The organism is Mesorhizobium sp. M0830 (assembly GCF_040319965.1).
GTDB lineage: Bacteria > Pseudomonadota > Alphaproteobacteria > Rhizobiales > Rhizobiaceae > Mesorhizobium.
Genome location: NZ_JAMYOR010000006.1, coordinates 62925 through 79814, shown reverse-complemented (window position 1 = coordinate 79814; position 16890 = coordinate 62925). Strand labels below are relative to the sequence as shown.

At 63.4% G+C, this 16890-nt stretch carries 19 protein-coding genes; all 19 read right to left on the bottom strand.

Going from position 1 to position 16890, the window contains the following annotated elements; genetic code table 11:
• Positions 1-73 precede the first annotated feature (73 nt).
• Positions 74-742: a response regulator transcription factor gene (locus NKI20_RS06085; protein WP_023761699.1), complete on the bottom strand. Its 669-nt coding sequence runs from the start codon at positions 740-742 to the stop codon at positions 74-76.
• A gap of 220 nt (positions 743-962) precedes the next feature.
• Positions 963-1550 carry a transglycosylase SLT domain-containing protein gene (locus tag NKI20_RS06080; RefSeq protein ID WP_352829112.1) on the bottom strand — a complete coding sequence of 196 codons (588 nt, stop codon included), beginning with the start codon at positions 1548-1550 and terminating at the stop codon, positions 963-965.
• Positions 1480-2886, bottom strand: a complete 1407-nt coding sequence (gene fliK, locus NKI20_RS06075; protein WP_352829111.1) for a flagellar hook-length control protein FliK — start codon at positions 2884-2886, stop codon at positions 1480-1482. The genes NKI20_RS06080 and fliK overlap by 71 nt, the downstream gene beginning before the upstream one ends.
• Positions 2883-4265, bottom strand: a complete 1383-nt coding sequence (locus tag NKI20_RS06070; protein ID WP_352829109.1) for a MotC family chemotaxis protein — start codon at positions 4263-4265, stop codon at positions 2883-2885. The genes fliK and NKI20_RS06070 overlap by 4 nt, the downstream gene beginning before the upstream one ends.
• Positions 4262-5641: a MotB family protein gene (locus tag NKI20_RS06065; RefSeq protein WP_352829107.1), complete on the bottom strand. Its 1380-nt coding sequence runs from the start codon at positions 5639-5641 to the stop codon at positions 4262-4264. The genes NKI20_RS06070 and NKI20_RS06065 overlap by 4 nt, the downstream gene beginning before the upstream one ends.
• On the bottom strand, positions 5638-6258 hold the full coding sequence (locus NKI20_RS06060; RefSeq protein ID WP_023761694.1) for a hypothetical protein: 621 nt from the start codon (positions 6256-6258) through the stop codon (positions 5638-5640). Before NKI20_RS06060 ends, NKI20_RS06065 begins: the two co-directional genes overlap by 4 nt.
• 3 nt (positions 6259-6261) lie before the next feature.
• Positions 6262-7908: a flagellar basal-body MS-ring/collar protein FliF gene (gene fliF / locus NKI20_RS06055; protein WP_352829105.1), complete on the bottom strand. Its 1647-nt coding sequence runs from the start codon at positions 7906-7908 to the stop codon at positions 6262-6264.
• A 134-nt stretch (positions 7909-8042) separates the two neighbouring features.
• Positions 8043-9110, bottom strand: a complete 1068-nt coding sequence (locus tag NKI20_RS06050; RefSeq protein ID WP_031260865.1) for a flagellin N-terminal helical domain-containing protein — start codon at positions 9108-9110, stop codon at positions 8043-8045.
• A 266-nt stretch (positions 9111-9376) separates the two neighbouring features.
• Positions 9377-10366 (bottom strand): flagellin N-terminal helical domain-containing protein, encoded by a 990-nt coding sequence (locus NKI20_RS06045; RefSeq protein ID WP_023761691.1) that lies wholly within the window; start codon positions 10364-10366, stop codon positions 9377-9379.
• Between the two features lie 234 nt (positions 10367-10600).
• Positions 10601-11332 carry a flagellar type III secretion system pore protein FliP gene (fliP, locus tag NKI20_RS06040; RefSeq protein WP_023761690.1) on the bottom strand — a complete coding sequence of 244 codons (732 nt, stop codon included), beginning with the start codon at positions 11330-11332 and terminating at the stop codon, positions 10601-10603.
• Positions 11329-11823 carry a flagellar basal body-associated FliL family protein gene (locus tag NKI20_RS06035; RefSeq protein WP_023761689.1) on the bottom strand — a complete coding sequence of 165 codons (495 nt, stop codon included), beginning with the start codon at positions 11821-11823 and terminating at the stop codon, positions 11329-11331. Before NKI20_RS06035 ends, fliP begins: the two co-directional genes overlap by 4 nt.
• A 19-nt stretch (positions 11824-11842) precedes the next feature.
• A complete protein-coding gene (gene flgH, locus NKI20_RS06030) occupies positions 11843-12556 on the bottom strand; it encodes a flagellar basal body L-ring protein FlgH (RefSeq protein ID WP_352599727.1) in 714 nt (237 codons plus the stop codon).
• Positions 12553-13140, bottom strand: coding sequence for a MotE family protein (locus tag NKI20_RS06025; protein ID WP_352599729.1), 588 nt, complete (start codon positions 13138-13140; stop codon positions 12553-12555). Before NKI20_RS06025 ends, flgH begins: the two co-directional genes overlap by 4 nt.
• 3 nt (positions 13141-13143) lie before the next feature.
• On the bottom strand, positions 13144-14232 hold the full coding sequence (locus tag NKI20_RS06020; protein ID WP_352829200.1) for a flagellar basal body P-ring protein FlgI: 1089 nt from the start codon (positions 14230-14232) through the stop codon (positions 13144-13146).
• A 149-nt stretch (positions 14233-14381) separates the two neighbouring features.
• Positions 14382-14921, bottom strand: a complete 540-nt coding sequence (gene flgA / locus NKI20_RS06015) for a flagellar basal body P-ring formation chaperone FlgA (protein ID WP_352829101.1) — start codon at positions 14919-14921, stop codon at positions 14382-14384.
• 3 nt (positions 14922-14924) lie between these two features.
• Positions 14925-15713, bottom strand: coding sequence for a flagellar basal-body rod protein FlgG (gene flgG, locus NKI20_RS06010; RefSeq protein WP_013529795.1), 789 nt, complete (start codon positions 15711-15713; stop codon positions 14925-14927).
• 11 nt (positions 15714-15724) lie between these two features.
• The gene (gene fliE, locus NKI20_RS06005; RefSeq protein ID WP_023761684.1) at positions 15725-16051 is read right to left on the bottom strand and encodes a flagellar hook-basal body complex protein FliE; all 327 of its coding nucleotides are present in this window, start codon (positions 16049-16051) and stop codon (positions 15725-15727) included.
• The gene (gene flgC, locus NKI20_RS06000) at positions 16051-16467 is read right to left on the bottom strand and encodes a flagellar basal body rod protein FlgC (protein ID WP_023761683.1); all 417 of its coding nucleotides are present in this window, start codon (positions 16465-16467) and stop codon (positions 16051-16053) included. The genes fliE and flgC overlap by 1 nt, the downstream gene beginning before the upstream one ends.
• A gap of 2 nt (positions 16468-16469) precedes the next feature.
• Positions 16470-16850 (bottom strand): flagellar basal body rod protein FlgB, encoded by a 381-nt coding sequence (gene flgB / locus NKI20_RS05995; protein ID WP_023761682.1) that lies wholly within the window; start codon positions 16848-16850, stop codon positions 16470-16472.
• Positions 16851-16890: the final 40 nt, after the last annotated feature.

Below are 16890 nucleotides of genomic sequence, written 5' to 3'. Positions count from 1 at the left end.
CTGGCTCCAAAGTGGATGCCACTGGCAACGAGGCTACGCGTGTTTTCTTGCGCGAGGCTGGCGCGAAGCTGCATCAGAAGACCAGCCGGTAGCCAAGAAAGCGCTTGGAATCGATCGGGTCGCTGCCCAGCTTTTCGCGCAGCTTCTTGCGCAGTTTGCTGATGTGGCTTTCGACCACGTTCTCCTCGACCTCTTCGTCGAAGATGCCGTAGATGGCGTTGAAAACCTGGGTCTTGGTGACGCGACGCCCGCGATTGCTAGCCAGATATTCGAGGATGCGGCGCTCACGGCGCGGCAGAGGCAGGGGCTGGCCGTCGATTTCTGGGTCGCGGCCGTCCATGAAGATGCGCATGGCGCCGATCTCGGTGTAGGCGACATCTTCCTGGGCGCGACGGCGGATTGCGGTGATGCGGGCCAGTATTTCCCTGATGTGGACGGGCTTGCGAATGACGTCGTCGACGCCGCTCTCAAACAACCGCAGCGTGTTCTCCAGGGAGTGCTGTTCGCTGAGCGCGATGACCGGAGCGCCGGTGCGATCGCGGATCTGGCGGGGAGAGATGGAGCCATCGCGGCAGTCGCCGATGAGGAAGGCCCTGACCGAGCGAAGATCGGTGTCGGCGGCCGAGTTCACCCACTCGCCAAACTCGCCGGATGCAAAGCCTGCGCAGGCGATGCCCTCACGATCGAAAAGTGAATTGTATCCCTCTGTTACGAGCTCGCGCTCGTCAACGATAACAATCATCGGCCCGCCTCCGAATCAACTCATTTGCCCCGTGAAGAAAGGCGTATCCGCTGGCGAGAATCCTGAACAACCGTCATTTCTTGTAGCTAGTTTCTTGGGAGTCCGGAATCGTATCGGTTGCATTAGCATGCAGCCAAATATGCTTTCGAGGGTAAGAGCCGACTTGGTCCAAGCGACGAGTCAGGGTTGCGGGATCGACTCGCTGAACCGGGAAATACGCTTATGGGTTGCAAAAGCCGCGAGCGTTCGCGGTCCATTTTCCAAAGCCTGTGGCGACCATGTTGGCAATGACGCGGCAGACATAGATCTTCTGTGCCGGATCGTTGTCGGGACCGGCATGATAGCGGGCGACAGCCATCGACCAGGTCTCGTGACGGGCATGGAGGCCGGCCAGGAAGCGCGCCGCGTAATCGACGTTCTGGCGTGGGTCGAGCATGTCCTCGACGCTGCGAAAATGCGAGGCGTGGTAGTGATGGTTGATCTGCATGCAGCCCAGATCGATCAGCGTCTTGCCCTCGCGGCGGGCATTGGCAAAGGCGGCAAGGGCTTCGGCCCGGCTTCGCGGAAAGACCGCTTTTCCCTCTATATTCAAGGCGTTGGGTTGAAGGCTGCCCTTGTTTCCAGTCTCCGTCAGGCCAACGGCATAAAGGATTCCGGCGGGTACGCCATAGCGATCGGCGGCGCGCAGGATCTCCGGCTCGCAAGGGTTGGCCACAGCAGCGGCAGCGCTTACCGCGCTAGATAATGATATCGCCGCCAGCGCGCTCGCGAGAAGGCGAAGTGCCGCGGCCGTAATCCTGCGCATCATCGTTGCGTTTCCCCGAGGGTTGCTGACCCGATTTCTGGCCGCCGGCTCCACCATTGCCGCCGCCCGAATTCCCCGGTTGAAAGGACGACGGATCGCGGCCCGTTGCCGCCGGCAGGGGTGCGGTTGCATCGGAGCGGGTTGTGGCGGGGACTGCTACCGAAGGTTGCAGGATTGTGACCTTGTCGACCTCGAAGCCAAGCCCGCGCAGCGATTTGACGATGGCCTCGCTGTCGGCGGACAGCCGACGATAGGCGTCATGTGTTTCAGGCTTCAGCTCAATCGAAAGTTGTTCTCCGGAGAGGCGAAGATGGGCCGTAACCATACCGAGTTCGGCTGGGTGCAGCTCGATCTTCAACACATGTGTCGGAACGGCAACAGAGCTGGCCAGCAGGGCGGTCGTGGATGAGGCTGAAACTGCCTTTTGCGGGCCGCTATCGGCGGCTATGGCGTTGATCACATTGAGAGCTGCCTGGCTGATGGGACTTTGCGGCGGTGCTGGGTAGCTCTGTTCGGACACCACGTCGATGCGTGTGGCGGACAGGGACTGTTTTCCCGCTTCGGGCCGCATCGCGGACTGGACGTCCTCAATGCTCTTCATCGCCGGCGCGGCGTGCCTCGACCGTACGCCGGGCGCCTCGGCAGCCTGCGCCTCCGGCAGCTTCTGGGTCGCCACCGTGTTGTCGCGTTTCGACGTACTCGATGCAGCACCGGCAGCACTCGGCGGCTTGGCGTCAAGCTCCGTCAGAGACCCCTCGACGATCGAGGCCTGCTCCGGCTTCGATACGGTTTCGAGGGCTTCGCGTCCGGTCGTCAATTTCGAGCGATAGGTCTTCGGCAGTGGAGCTTGCCCGTCGAGCGTCGGGGCCGGCGGGCTCTCGCCAGTGGTTGCGTCGCGCTCGGCTGCTTTGGACGATGTGGAGAAATGGCGCAGGTCATGAAACGCGATCAGCAGCGGCAGGTCGTCTTGAAGCGGCGCGGCATCGGCTTCCGGAGCCGCCTTTTCGGCGTCGGCATCGTTCCTGTGTGACTTTGGTCCCAGGTCGTCCTTGCCGGCCTTCACGGCCGGCCCTTTGGCGGGGGCGATCGGTCCTGGATCGGCCGACGACGGCTCGGCCTTGCCGACATGGCCGGCGAGGCCGGCAGTGAGCTTGCTCCAGCGCGGGTTTCGTGTTCCCGCTTCGGTCGTCGGCTGCCGTTGCGGGTGGGCAGGATCGGTGTCGCCGCGCAGCACCTTGCCGAAGCCATCGTCATCGTTCCTGCCATTCGCTGCCGGTCGCTCCGACGTCGCACGCGTAGAGGCAGATCCTGGCAGGGCCGGGCCGAGTCTGGTGGTCATTTTGGGGCGGCTCCAAGCATCTGGTCGATCACGTCGAGCTGTCGACGTGTTCTGGTCATGGCGGCATCGGTCGGATCGGTGGGCTGGGGACTGGCAGCAGGCGACGGTGCCGACGCCGGCATGACAGCCGCCGCATCGGCAGGCGCGGACGGAACTGCGGGCGTGTCCGGCGCACTGGCTGCTGGTCCGCCGGAGGCCGCGGCGGCGGCAGGTTGCTCCGGGATCGCACCTTCGACCGGTGGCAGTCCGCTGACATCGACGCCTTGCGGTGTGACAGTCTCGGGCACCGGTGGTTGCCCGACCGCAACAGGGGCAGGCTTTTCCTCGGGAAGGGCGGTGGGCGGCGCCACGACTTCGCCCGCAATGGCCTGCGCGGCGTCGAGCAAGGCGCGGTCGCCATCCGACAACCGGCTGCGGTCGATCTTGCCAAGCTTGCCGCGAACATCCTCGATAGTGCCCGAGGTGACGGTGGAAAGGCTGGCATAGAGCAGGGCGCGGGGATCATCCTGGTTGGTGTTGCCGTCGCGGCCCTGCTCGGCCCGCGCCGAGGCGAAGGCCGACAGGTCGTTCAGACCGTCGATCGCGGCGCGGCGGGCGATGCGTAGATAGATCACCTTCTCGCGCTCGGAATCCATCATCGAGGTAATATCGGCCAGCTTGTCCTGGCTGATCGACATATGCAGTGCGATGACGCCGGAGACGAAAGAGTCGGCGAACTGGCTGGCATAGGGTGAATAAAGATAGCGCTCGACATATTGGGTGGAGGCAAGCGCGAAGCGTGCCGCGTCACCTTGCGTGGCTGCAATGCCGACCGAACGGCGCAGTGCCGCTTCCTCGACCAGCGTGCCGGGGCTGAGCAACCTCGCCTCGTCGAGCAGACCAAGTGCGGCCGCCGGCTGGTCGCCGGCAAGCAACGAGCCTTTGACCAGCGCCAGGAAGGCGCCGAGATCTGGAGGCAGCGCCATGGGATCGATCGGCTTCAAGGCTTCGATCGCCTCGCCGGGCCGGCCGGTCAGGTAGTCGATCACGCCTTTGGCTATGGCAAGGTTTTGCGGGTCCGTCGTGGCGCGCGACGCGGCGGCCTCGACGGTCACCGGATTGCCGCCGCTCATGCCGTAGACAAGCAGGGCGCGAAAGTTCTTGGGATCCTTGTAGTCCTCGGCATCCGCCGTGCGCAGGCGCGCATCCGCCATCTCCAGCAGCTTGGCCTGCATCGGCAGCGCGGCATGATCGCCGGTGGCTATGCGATCCTGCACCAGCTGCAGCGAGCGCACCAGCTGATATGGCTGCAGCGCTTCCTGAGCGAAGCCGGCCGACGGGTGTCCGCCGGCCAGCAGCAACAGGCCAATCAATCGGCTGGTGGCGGCCGTTCGCCTCATCCGTCGGTCGCCATCAGGATTTCGATGCGGCGGTTCACGGCCGCCAATGGATTTGCGGGGTCCTTCGGCTGGCGGTCGGCGAAGCCTGCGACCTCGGTGATGCGGCGTTCGTCGACGCCACCGCGCACGAGCATGTAGTAGGCGGAATGCGCGCGCGCCGTCGACAGTCGCCAATTATCATAGCTGTCGCTACGGAACGGTCGTGCGTCGGTGTGGCCGTTGATGCTGATGGTGCCCTTTTGGCTGTTGACGATGCGGCCGATCTTCTCCATCGCCAGCACAAGTTCGCGTCTCGGCAGCGCCGAGCCAACCTCGAACATGCCGAAGTCGAACTGGTCGGTGATCGAGATGACGACACCCTTGTCGGTGGCTTCGACCGAGACGCCGTCGTGCAGCTTGTCGCCGGATTTGAAGGCATCGGCCAACTGCCGCTTGACGTCGGCCGCGGCCTTGACAGCGGCCGCGGTCGGCGCCTTCTCGCTGGTTTCGGGCTTGGCAGCCTTTTGCGCCTCGGCGTCGGCCTTGGCTGGGTCCGCGGCCTTGATGTCGTTCGGTTTGGTCTCGCCTGGTTTGGTCTCGCTTGGTTTGGTTTCGCTTGATTTCGTGTCGCCGACCTTCGCCATTTCCGGATTCGTGGCCTGCTTACCGATCGCATCCTTGGCCAGCGGTTCGAGCGGTGCGGCAGCGACAGGCGGTACGGCTTTGACTTTCGGCACTTGCGTTTCGGCGGCCTTGTCGCCGGGCTTGACCGGATCGCCCTCGATCCTGGTGCGCTCGGCACTGGCCTCCGCGGCGGGCGCCGCCATTTGTTGCGACCAGAAATCCGGCTCGAAGGGATCGCGATAGGAGGCGCCGCCAGAGGCGCCTGTCGCCGGGCCGGCAGCCTGCGCGCCGCCGTCGCCCTTCTGACTGACGTTCTGCATGACGCCGGTGTCGGTGGCGATTTCCGAAAGCACCGCATAAGGATCGGCGAACAGATGCTCGTCGGAGTGCTCCGCCTGTGGGAGTTCCTGCTTCTCCTGCTTGCGGTCCGCGGAGCCATCGCCGTCCTGGCCGGCCTTGTTGGTCGCCTTCTGCGGATTGTCGGCCGTCGTGCCGATCGCGCGCGGACCGTCGCCGAGATCCTCCAGGCCCTTGCGGCTCGAATTGCGGTCGACCAGCTTGACTGGGTTGAAGTAGCTGGCGACGGCCGCCTTGGTCTGCTCGTTGGCGGCGTTGATCAGCCACATGACCAGGAAGAAGCACATCATGGCCGTCATGAAGTCGGCGAAGGCGATCTTCCAGACGCCGCCATGGTGGGCGTCGTCGTGGTCGCCATGCGCATGCCGCACGATGATGATTTCGTGGGGGGCGTGTCCGGCCTCTGCGACGCTCATGCCAGAACCTCTGACAGGGTCGTCGACCATTCGGCCATGCGCGTTTCGAACACCGCCTCGTCGATGGCGACAGTGAGGTCGAAGCCCGGTGTCTCGACGAAGTCGAGATTGGCGGCGCGTGGCCCGAGCGATGCCTTCAGCGTTTCGAATAGTGAGAGCGGCCCGCGGACGGCGATGCGCACCGCTTCAGCATCGCCGACCGCCTCGCGTATCGCACTGGCGAGCACCTCGATCGAGCGTTTCTGCAGATCGTCGCTAATGATGCCGCCAATGATGCGAGCGACCGTGGCGGCGACAAGTCCGGTCACACGCGCCTCCATGGCATCGATACGCTGCGAGACCGCCTTGCCGATATCGTCGCCAAGGCTTTCGAGAAATACCCTTGCTTCTTCTGCATTGGCCTGGCGTTCGGCTTCGAGCGCTGCTTCATGCGCAACCGAAAGGCGCGCCTCAAGCGCAACCTCGGCCTGGACAACCGCTTCCGCGATCAGCGTGCCGATATCGGCTTGCGGGGCAGGGGTCTCCTGATTGTGTTGGGGATCGACCGTGGCCCGGCTGGCACGTTGCGTGCGTGTGCCGAAATCAGGCAGAAGGTCGAAGAGGGCTGCGGAGGGCATGGTCTACACCGCAACTTCCTGGGCTGCCCATTTGCGCAGGATCTGCGCGGTACGCTCCTCGTTGAGGTCGACCATTCGGGCAAGCCGATCCTGCGGCGCCGGCCTGATCTTCTGGCGAAGATCATCGAGCGGTGTCGGACCTGGTCGCGAACCGGGCAAGGCGCCAACCGCGACATTGTCGGCGACCGCCGTGGCTTCCGGCATTGGCAGCGAGCGCTGGACGTCATCGAAGCTGGGGCCCGACAGGGCCGGTGTTGCCTTAGCCGTCAGCGCCGACGCCATTGGCCTCAGGCCGAAGAAGGCGACCAGGAACACCACGACGATGAAGGCGCCGGCGTTGATCAGCGTGCCGGCATGCTGGCCGATGGAATCGAGCATTCCGGCCTGCGGGATCGCCTCGCCCTCCAGCCCGTCGATGAACTCGACAGCCGAGACATCGATGACGTCGCCGCGCTTTTCGTCCAGGCCGGTGGCCGAGGTCACCATCTTCTGGATGTCGGCGACGCGCTTGGCAATCTGCTCCGGCGTGGCGTCCTTGCCGAGTATGGTCATCAGCCGCTGCTGGTTGACGACGACGGCAATCGACATCTTGGTGACGCTGTAGCCGTTGGAGACGGTGGCGATCTTCTTTGAATTGATCTCGTAGTTGGTGATCTCTTCTCTGCGATCGTTCTGCGAAGAGGACTGCGGACCATCGGTGGCGGTTGCCTGGGTCTCGGGCAGGTTCTGTTCGACGCTGGCCGGGGTCGAGGCCTGCTTCTGATTGTTGTTCTCGTTGGCGCGCACCGATTGCACCGAGCGTTCGACGCGGGAGTTCGGATCGAAGATGGTTTCTTCGGTCTGGCGGGTGTCGGTGTTGACCTCGGCCTTGACGCTGGCGCGGAAATTATCGGGGCCGAGATAGGCAGTCAGCGCACGGCGGATGTTGTCGCCGATCTGAGCCTCGACGGTCTGCTCGACGCCGAGCGTGCGGGCGGCGCTGGTGTTGGAAGGGTCATCGCCCGCGGCCAGCAGATTGCCGCTGGAATCGAGCACCGTCACCTTGTCGGCCGACAGGCCGGGGACGGCGGCGGCAACGAGATGGCGGATCGACATGGCGCTCTTCTCGGCGTCGATACCGGCGTAGCGGATGACCACCGAGGCGGAAGGCTGCTGCTCGTCGCGGCGGAAATTGGCGCGTTCGGACATGACGATATGGACGCGCGCCGCCTTGATGCCCGATATCGACTGGATGGTGCGGGCGATCTCGCCTTCCAGCGCACGCACGCGGGTGATCTGCTGCATGAAGGAGGTGAGGCCGAGCGAGCCGACATTGTCGAACAGTTCGTAGCCGGCATTGGCGCTTGTCGGCAGCCCCTTTTCGGCCAGCAGCATGCGCGCCTGCGCGGTGGTGCCGGCCGGCACCAGCACCGAGGTTCCGTCGGCACCGACGTCGAAGCCGATGCCGGCTTCGCCCAGCACCAGGCCGATCTGGTTCACGTCGGCGCGGTCGAGGCCGACATAGAGCGTGTCGTAGGCGGGGCGGTTGAGATAGACCGAGGCGATGCCGATGACACCCATCACCAGAACCGCGATGCCCGCCAGCACGGCGAGGCGCTTCACGCCAAACCCGCGGAGATTCGAGATGATGCTCTGGATCTGTTCCGGCACGGTTCAACGACTCCCAGCATGATTGTCCGCCGGAACAGTAGTCTTCGAAGCTTGTGCGAAAATGAAATCGGGCCGCGCTTGCGACGCGGCCCGTCAATCGGGATGAGTGGGGATCGCGCTAGTGGCGCCTGTGATCAGTTCTTGAACAGCGACAGGATCGACTGCGAGGCGCTGTTGGCGATCGACAGCGCCTGGATGCCGAGCTGCTGCTGCACCTGCAATGCCTGCAAGCGGGTCGATTCCTTGTTCATGTCGGCATCGACGAGCTGGCCGACGCCGCGGTCGATGGAGTCCATCAAGCTCTGGGTGAAGGTCTTCTGTAGGTCGATGCTGCTCTTGGCGGCGCCGAGGATGGTGGCGGAGTCGGTCAGCTGAGCCATGACCTTGTCGATCCTATTCACCATCTGCGTGATGATATCGTCGGTCACCCCGGCCGCCGTGATATCGAGGTTGTAGGCCGAGATGTTGTCAATCTTGGCGGGGGTGCCGGTAACAGCGGCCTGGCCCGCGGTGTTCGCGGCGATATCAGTCCCTCCGCCGGCGATCGCGGCAGCATAGGCTGTGTCATACTCCGTCTGGGCGGCTCCTGTGGAATAGATGGAAGTCTGGCGATCGAGGGTGCCATAGTTCTTCACGTCGCTGGCAAGGCCGTAGTCAAAGAGCTTAGTGCTCTCGACATCGATGTCGATCGTTCCGATCGAGATGGCGCCGGATGAGGAGCGATTGAATGAAGAAACAATCTGGGAGTCGGGCTGGACGCCGTCATTGGCGGCCGCGACCTGCTTGGAGGTCACCGCAAGGAAATTAGATCCCGAGAAGGTGGCTGCATCTGCAAAGGACTTCATCTGCGCCTGAAGGGCCTTGATCTCGGTCTGGGTCTTCGCCTTGGCGGCATCCGTCTGGCCGACGGTCGAGAGCACCTTTGTCTTGATCTGACCGATCGTCGTCAGCACATTGTTCAAGCCGGTGTAGGCGGTATCGACTTTCGAGGCGCCGAGGCCGAGTGCGTCCTGGACCGTCGACAGGGCCTGATTGTCCGAACGCATCGTGGTGGCGATCGACCAATAGGCGGCGTTGTCGGAGGCCTGCGAGACCCGATAGCCCGTCGATATACGAGCCTGCGTCTGTTCGAGCGACTTGCTTGTGGCGCTGAGGCTTTGGAGTGCGGTTAACGCCGAAGCGTTTGTCATGATGCTCGCCAAGAAAGTCGCTCCTTCTCAAAAGCCGACATGCTCAGACACGCCGGATAGGACTGTTCAACGCTGCTATCGTGCCGGTAGGGCCGATTCGCCAACTGTTGTAAGCTATTGGTTAACCATAATGAGCGCGACATGGTTAACAGCCTGTTAAACGCTGGCTTCCAGAGTTAAGGAGCGACGGTTGCGCGGGGCTGGAGAAAAACGCAAATCGGGCCGCGCTTTTGGCGCGGCCCGATTTCTTGGTGCGAAATGTGGTGGAGCGGAGGCGATTAGCCGCGGAAGAGCGACAGGATCGACTGCGAGGAACCGTTGGCGATCGACAGCGCCTGGATGCCAAGCTGCTGCTGGACCTGCAGGGCCTGCAGACGGGTCGATTCCTTGTTCATGTCGGCGTCAACGAGCTGGCCAATACCGCGATCGATGGAGTCCATCAGGTTCGAGGTGAAGGTCTTCTGCAGGTCGATAGAGCTCTTGGCGGCGCCGAGCTTGGTGGCGGCGTTGGTCATGTCCTTGAGCGCCGCGTCGACGACGGTCATCTGCTGCGCGATCTGACTATCGCTGGCAGCAACGCCACCCGAGAAGATGGTCAGCGAGGCGACCGAATAGGTATCGGTGACCAGTGCAGCCGCGCCCAGGGCTGACTGCGAGCCCGAGGCTGCGGCCGCAGCGCCGGTGGTGCCGAGGCGGGCCGTGTCGAGGATGCCCTTGGCGGTCGGCGCGGCGCCGGCGTCATAGAGCTTGATGCTTTCCACTTTGACGTCGATGGTCGAGATCGAAACCGCACCGGTGGAGCTGCGATTGAAGGCCGAAACGATCTTGACGTCTGCCGCCGTGCCCGAAGCCGTGGACACCGACAGCATGTTGGTGCCGGAGAAGGTGGCGCCGTCAGCGTAGGCTTTCAACTGGTTCTGAAGAGCGGCGATTTCGACCTGGGTTTTTTCCTTGGCCGCATCAGTCTGACCGTAGGATGCGGTCAGCTTCTGCTGGATCTGGTTGATCGTGCTGATCGCGCTGTTCATGCCGGTGTAAGCGGTGTCGACCTTCGAAGCGCCGAGGCCGAGCGAGTCCGAAACGGTGGACATTGCCTGGTTGTCGGAACGCATCGTGGTGGCGATCGACCAGTAAGCGGCGTTGTCGGAGGCCTGCGAGACCTTGTAGCCGGTCGAGATGCGGGACTGGGTGGCTTCGAGGTTCTTGTTGGTGGAGTTCAGGCTCTGCAGTGCCGTCAACGCGGCAGTGTTCGTCATGATGCTGGACATGGCTACTCGTACCCTGATTTTACACGTGTTTTTTTGACATACCGGCTCTACCGGTATGACGGTGCGGCATCATGCCAATGATCTCTGGAAATCGATCACCCGCCATCTGCGAGCGAATATGCGGGCAAGTCCCTACCAAAGGGCTAAACCGGACGGTTAATCGAAAATATATTGCGTGAATTCTGCGCCGGAGTAGCGCGCCAGAGCGGCGCTGGAGGATTCAGTCGCCCGGGATCAGTTGAAGGAGCGCACCAGACTGCCGACGAGCAGATTCCAGCCGTCGATCAGGACGAAGAACAAGATCTTGAACGGCAGCGACACCACTGTCGGCGGCAGCATCATCATACCCATCGCCATGGTGATCGTCGCGACGATCATGTCGATGACCAGGAATGGCAGCACGATCAGGAAGCCGATCTCGAAGCCGCGCCGGATCTCCGAGATCATGAAGGCGGGCACGAGAATGCGGAGGTCGACGGTGTCGCGCGAAACTGTCTGGCCGCGCTCGCGGGCGAGATCGGCGAACAGGTCGAAGTCCTTGTCGCGCACGTTGTGCAGCATGAAGGTGCGGAACGGATCCGAAATCCTCTCGAACGCCTCGGTCTGGGTGATCTGGTTGTCCATCAGCGGCTTGACGCCGGTGTTCCAGGCCTGATCGAAGGTCGGCGCCATGACATAGAAGGTCATGAACAGCGACAGCGAGATGAGAATGAGGTTTGCCGGCGTCGACTGCAGGCCGATGCCGGCGCGCAGAATCGAGAAGGCGATTACGAAGCGGGTGAAGCTGGTCACCATGATCATCAGGCCCGGCGCCACCGACAGCACGGTCAGCAGGCCGAACATCTGGATGATGTAGCCGACGGTGGTGCCATCGGCCTTACCGATGCCGCCGAGATCCAGCTGCTGGGCCGCCGCGACGGACGTGGCGGCGGCGATCAACGCCATGGCGAGAAGGAACTTTCTCATTCGAGCAGCAATGTCCTGATGAGAACCTGTTTGGCGTGACCCTGGCTGCGGATCGAGGCGCGTTCCTCGAGATCGGCCTTCAGGTGCTGGTAGCCGCTGGCGCCCTCGATCTGATGCATCTTCAAGGTGCGCACCAAGGCCAGAAGATCCTGGTGGATGTCGTCCGACATTGCCTGTGGCTGCGGCCCATCATAGACGACGGAGACCTCCATCCTGATCCAGGTATCGGCAGGCGAAGCGATGTTGGTGGTGATCGGCGCCAGCACGACGAGCGTTGGCCCCACGCCTGGCTGCTCGGCCGCAGCCTGCTGCTCGGTCTTGCCTTGGTTCTCAGGCGCCGCCGGTACCGTCGGAGGTGCGCCGACGCCCTTCAGGTAGCCGCCGGACATCCAGCCCATGCCGATGGCGGCCGCCGTCACAACCAGCAGCATGCCGCCCTGGACGGCGAGCGAAGGACCCTTGCGGGGCTGAACCTGTTCGATATTTGCCACGGCTCGGTGTTCCCCAATCCTAGAACGGAAGAACCTGGTCGAGCACCTGCTGGCCGTAGGCAGGTTGCTGGATCTCGGTGATGCGGCCGCGTCCGCCATAGGAGATGCGCGCTTCGGCGATGCGTTCGTAGGGGATGGTGTTTTCGGCGCCGATATCGGCCGGCCGCACGATGCCGGCGATGGTGAGCACCCTGAGTTCGGCGTTGACGCGCACTTCCTGCGATCCCTTGATCATCAAATTGCCGTTCGGCAGGACATCGATGACGATGGCAGCGACATTGAGATCCAGGGTTTCCGATCGCTTGATCTCGCCATCAGCCGTCGTGTCCGTGGTGGAGTTCAGAGCGCCAGCACCCTTGCCGGCGGTGCTGCCGATCTTGTCCCATTGCGCGCTGATATCGAAACCGAGCTTGCGGTTGGCAGTGCGGCTCCTGTCGTTCTGGTTCTTGAAGTTGGCGCGGTCATTGATCCTGATCTTGACGGTCAGGATGTCGCCCTGGGACAGCGCCCGCGGATCGGTGAACAACCGGCTCTGGCGGTCATCCCACAGCGAGAATTTCCTGGGCGGCGCAGGCGGCGTTTCCGGATAGCGATAGAGGGAGGAGTCGGTGCTGCCACCGTCGATGCCGGAGCCGACCGGTGACAGAGCCGGTTCCCTGCCGACCTCCTTCAGGTTGGTTCCACAGCCGGACAACATGACGACCGCGCACAGGACGAGCATTTTGCGGATCATGACGGGTCTGCCCTTCGGGCTGCGCTGGCCATGATGCCGGTGAGCGTCGCCGCCGCCTTCTGGTCCATTTCGTTGAGGATGACGCTCGCTTTGCGGGGGTCGAGCTTCATCAATACGGCCGCCGCCAGATCGGCGTTGACGATGGCCAGCCGCTCGGCGGCGGCGTCAGGCTTCATGCCGGCATAGATCTGGACCACGCCATCCTCGGCCCGGGCCAGGAAAACCTCGCGTCGCTTCAGCCACGTCTCGTATTCGGCCTTTTTTTCCTCCAGCGCCTTCATACGCTGGTCGATGCCGGCCTGGAGCTGTTTCAGTTCCTCCGCCTGCAAGACATAGCGGCGGTCGCGGGCGGCGTCTGCGATGTTGGAGCAAAAACGCTCGATCTCGCTTTGGTCGGGTGCCTTCTCTCGCGCCAATAGCTGCGGCGCCGCTGCGACCGGCGCTCCCGGCAGGACCTGACGGACCGCCTCCTCACCGCGTGCGGTATCGCCGGCAAAGGGCAGAGCCGCGAGAACGGCGGTCACGAGCAGGATAGCGACGGGGCGATATCTTTCATGGCGTGGGAAGGAGCGTGTCATCGGCATAGCCTATTGCAGAACCAGGTCGGCCTGCAGGGCTCCGGCCGATTTAATGCCCTGCAGAATGGCAATGATGCCGTCCGGCTTGACGCCGAGCCGGTTGAGACCGGAAACGAGGGTCTGAAGATCGGGACCGTCGAGCACGGCAACGCGGGCGTCGGGCCGGCTGGCTTCGATGGCGGTGAACGGTTCGACGGCGGTCTCGCCCTTGGAGAAGGGCTCGGGCTGCACGATGCGCGGTGCTTCGGTGATGCGCACGGTGAGCGTGCCGTGACTGATGGCGACCCGCGAGATCTTGACGTCGTTGCCGATGACGATGGTGCCGGTGCGCTCGTCGATGACGACACGGGCCGGCGTGTCCGATTCCACAACCAGGTTCTCGATCTCGGCATAGAAGCGAGCCGCCGAAACACCCTTTGGCCTTCTGATCTGCACGGTGCGCGAATCGTGCTCGGCCGCTACGCGCGCACCGAAACGCTGGCTGGTGTAGTCGTTGATGGCATCGGCGATACGGATGGCGGTCGAGAAGTCGGGATTGCGCAGTTGCAGCGTCAGTGTTGCCTGATCGTCGAACTCGGCCTGGACGGCACGCTCGACGATGGCACCGTTGGGCACGCGGCCGGACGTCGGCACGCCTTGCGTCAGCTGCTCGGCCTGTCCCTTGGCGGTAAAGCCGGAAACGATCACCGAGCCCTGGCCGACGGCATAGATCTCGCCGTCCGCCGCCTTAAGCGGCGTCATGATCAGCGTTCCGCCGGCGAGCGAAGTCGCGTCGCCCATCGAGGAGACGTCGATGTCGATGCGAGCGCCCGACTGCACGTAGGGGGGCATGTTAGCGGTGACGATGACGGCGGCGACGTTCTTGGCGCGCGCGCTGCCGCCTTCGGTGGCGATGCCGAGATTTTCGAGCATGGCGCGGATCGACTGTTCGGTGAACGGCGAGTTGCGCAAGCTGTCGCCCGATCCGGCAAGGCCGATGACCAGACCGTAGCCGACCAGCTGGTTGTCGCGCGAGCTCTGCAGTTGGGCGATGTCCTTGATGCGCGAGGCGACCTGGCCCGGCGGCAGCGAACTCGGCCCGGACGAGACCCGAAACATGCGGCTGGTGGTGGCCGGATCATATTCGGGATCGTTATAGACGCCGCCATTCTTGGCGGCGAGATCGCGTTTGGCCTTCGGTGTCAGGCCGTCGGCCAGAGCCGGTTGCAGGCCAAGTAGGGCTGCCAATATCAGGGTAAGTCCGCGCATCATGAAGCGCTGACCTGGATGGTTCCATCCGTCATCACCGTGCCGGACAGGATCTTGCCGCTGTCGACGTTGCGGACCTTGACGAGGTCGCCCGCGGCACCTGGCTGCAGTGTCACCGCGGTTGCCGAGATCGTCAGTCCGCCGGCGATGAAGAAGACCTGCACGGACGCACCCTGTTCGACCAGCCAGGCTTCGCGGATGGCGGTAGAAGGGATGTAGCGGCCGGGCAGCAGGGTGCGCTTGGCGACCTTGCCGTCGAGTTCCTCGGCCCTCGTGACGACTCCGTCCGGCTTGTGCTTGCCGGCGATGAGGGTCACCTGTTTCAACGCCGCAAGTTCGATGGTCTGGCCGGGATAGATGACCCGGTTGGGTATCAGCACGACGTCGCCGACAGGTTGATTGCTGGCGATCTGGGTGGCTGACTGGTCGGCCGACTGGTTTGTCGATTCCTGGGCAAAAGCCGGCATGCCTCCCGCTACCAGCGCAAGGACGAGCGCGGTGCGGCGGAATGCGGACAGGAGGCCGGGCGTCGACATCATGCGTTACCGGATGTTCTTGGAGACGACGGAGGCCATGTCGTCGGCGGCCTGGATAACCTTGGAGTTCATCTCATAGGCGCGCTGTGCCGAGATCAGCTCGGTGATTTCCTTGACCGGATCGACGTTCGAGGCTTCGAGATAGCCCTGCTGGATGGTGGCAAACCCTGGATCGCCCGGGACACCGACATTCGCCGGACCGGAGGCCGTGGTTTCCTGGAACAAATTGTCGCCGAGCGGCGCCAGGCCCGCCTCGTTGGCGAAGTTGGCGATCTGAAGCTGGCCGAGATTCTGGAGGTCGGTCTGGCCGTCGATGCGAGCGAAGACCTGTCCCGTCTTGTTGACGATAACCTCGACGGCATCGACGGGGACGTTGATGGCCGGAATGACGGCAGCGCCGTCGACTGTCACCAATTGGCCTGTCGCGTTGGTGTTGAGGGCGCCGGCGCGGCTGTAGAGCGTGCCGCCGTCGGCGCCTTCGATCTGGAACCAGCCCCTGCCGGTCAGCGCCAGGTCGAAACTGTTGCCGGTGCTGGTCAGTTCGCCCTGGGTGTGAACGTTGCGCACGGCCGTCGTCTTGACGCCGAGGCCGATCGAGACGCCCTCCGGCACCAGCGAGGCATTGGAGCGGTTGGGCACACCCTGCGTGCGATCGACCTGGTAGAGGAGGTCGGAGAATTCGGCACGGGCGCGCTTGTAGCCGGTGGTGTTGATGTTGGCGATGTTGTTGGCGATGACTTCCAGATTTGTCTGCTGGGCATTCATGCCGGTGGCGGCGATGGCGAGTGCTTTCATGGCGGAATTCCTCAGATGCCCATTCGACTGACTTCGAGATAGGCGGAAACCACCTTGTCGCGGATGGCGACGGCGGTCTGCAGCGCCTGCTGCGCGCTCATCACGGCGTCGACCACCTGCCGGGTGTCGGCGTCGCCCTTGAGCGCCTGTATCGACACCTGTTCGGCGTTCTGCATCGTGTTGACCGTCTTGGAGGCGGCCTGGCTCAACGCTTCGGCGAAGGAGGTGCCGACATTGCCACCGGCCGAAGACGTCGCACTGCCCTGGAGCAGGCTTGTCACCGCATCGTCGCCGCCGATCGGCGACTTGAACTGAAGGGCTGCGAGGCCGCTGATCATTACTGGTTCCTCATCAGGTCGATGGTCATCGAAATAAGGTCGCGGGCCTGCTTGACGACCTGAAGATTGGCTTCATAAGAGCGGTTGGCCTCGGTCATGTCAGCCATCTCGATCAGCACGTTGACGTTGGGCATCTTGACGTAGCCCTTCTCATTGGCGGCCTCGTTGCCGGGCTGGAACTCGACCGGAAAGTCACTGGGATCACGATCGATCGAGTTCACTGCAACCGTCGAGCTGCCGGAGGTCCGGTCGAGCTCGGAGACGAAGCTGATGGTCTTGCGGCGATACGGATCGGAGCCGGGAGCAGTTCCCGTCGACTGGGCGTTGGCTAGGTTTTCGGAAACGACGCGCAGCCGCTCCGATTGGGCGCCGAGGCCGGATGCTGCGACTTTGAGGGCTGCGGTCAGCGCGTCCATGGTCAGCTCTTCACCGCCATCATCATCATGGAATGGAACGCCTTGACGATCGCCGTGTTGAGCTCGAAGGAGCGGCGCACCTCGCCGGCCTTCATCAACTGGTCTTCCAACACGACCGAGTTCTTGGACGGCATGATGACGCCGTCATCTTCCTGCGGCTTGATGGTGAAGCCGGCATTGGTCGCTGCGTTACCGAGATGACCGGCCTGTGTGGCCTGAAGCGACACGGCTGTGCGGTCGAGCACCTTTTCGAACGGTTCGACATCGTTTGCCGTGTAGCCCGGCGTGTTGGCGTTGGCGATGTTGCCGGCGACGGCCGACTGGCGCACGGCCAGCCACTGGGCTTGCTTGGCGGCGAGGTCGAAAAGGGAAACGGGCTCCATGGGAATCTCCGGGCGGGTTCCCGAAGACTAGGCCGCCAGT

Coding starts and splice junctions, on each gene's coding strand:
- flgC (WP_023761683.1), bottom strand. CDS start 16,467: ATGGACGCGCTGACCGCAGCCCTCAAAGTCGCAGCATCCGGCCTCGGC.
- flgA (WP_352829101.1), bottom strand. CDS start 14,921: ATGATGTCGACGCCCGGCCTCCTGTCCGCATTCCGCCGCACCGCGCTC.
- NKI20_RS06045 (WP_023761691.1), bottom strand. CDS start 10,366: ATGTCCAGCATCATGACGAACACTGCCGCGTTGACGGCACTGCAGAGC.
- fliP (WP_023761690.1), bottom strand. CDS start 11,332: ATGAGAAAGTTCCTTCTCGCCATGGCGTTGATCGCCGCCGCCACGTCC.
- NKI20_RS06020 (WP_352829200.1), bottom strand. CDS start 14,232: ATGTTTCGGGTCTCGTCCGGGCCGAGTTCGCTGCCGCCGGGCCAGGTC.
- NKI20_RS06085 (WP_023761699.1), bottom strand. CDS start 742: ATGATTGTTATCGTTGACGAGCGCGAGCTCGTAACAGAGGGATACAAT.
- fliK (WP_352829111.1), bottom strand. CDS start 2,886: ATGACCACCAGACTCGGCCCGGCCCTGCCAGGATCTGCCTCTACGCGT.
- flgH (WP_352599727.1), bottom strand. CDS start 12,556: ATGATCCGCAAAATGCTCGTCCTGTGCGCGGTCGTCATGTTGTCCGGC.
- fliE (WP_023761684.1), bottom strand. CDS start 16,051: ATGATCAGCGGCCTCGCAGCCCTTCAGTTCAAGTCGCCGATCGGCGGC.
- NKI20_RS06070 (WP_352829109.1), bottom strand. CDS start 4,265: ATGAGGCGAACGGCCGCCACCAGCCGATTGATTGGCCTGTTGCTGCTG.
- flgB (WP_023761682.1), bottom strand. CDS start 16,850: ATGGAGCCCGTTTCCCTTTTCGACCTCGCCGCCAAGCAAGCCCAGTGG.
- NKI20_RS06065 (WP_352829107.1), bottom strand. CDS start 5,641: ATGAGCGTCGCAGAGGCCGGACACGCCCCCCACGAAATCATCATCGTG.
- NKI20_RS06060 (WP_023761694.1), bottom strand. CDS start 6,258: ATGCCCTCCGCAGCCCTCTTCGACCTTCTGCCTGATTTCGGCACACGC.
- NKI20_RS06025 (WP_352599729.1), bottom strand. CDS start 13,140: ATGCCGATGACACGCTCCTTCCCACGCCATGAAAGATATCGCCCCGTC.
- flgG (WP_013529795.1), bottom strand. CDS start 15,713: ATGAAAGCACTCGCCATCGCCGCCACCGGCATGAATGCCCAGCAGACA.
- NKI20_RS06080 (WP_352829112.1), bottom strand. CDS start 1,550: ATGATGCGCAGGATTACGGCCGCGGCACTTCGCCTTCTCGCGAGCGCG.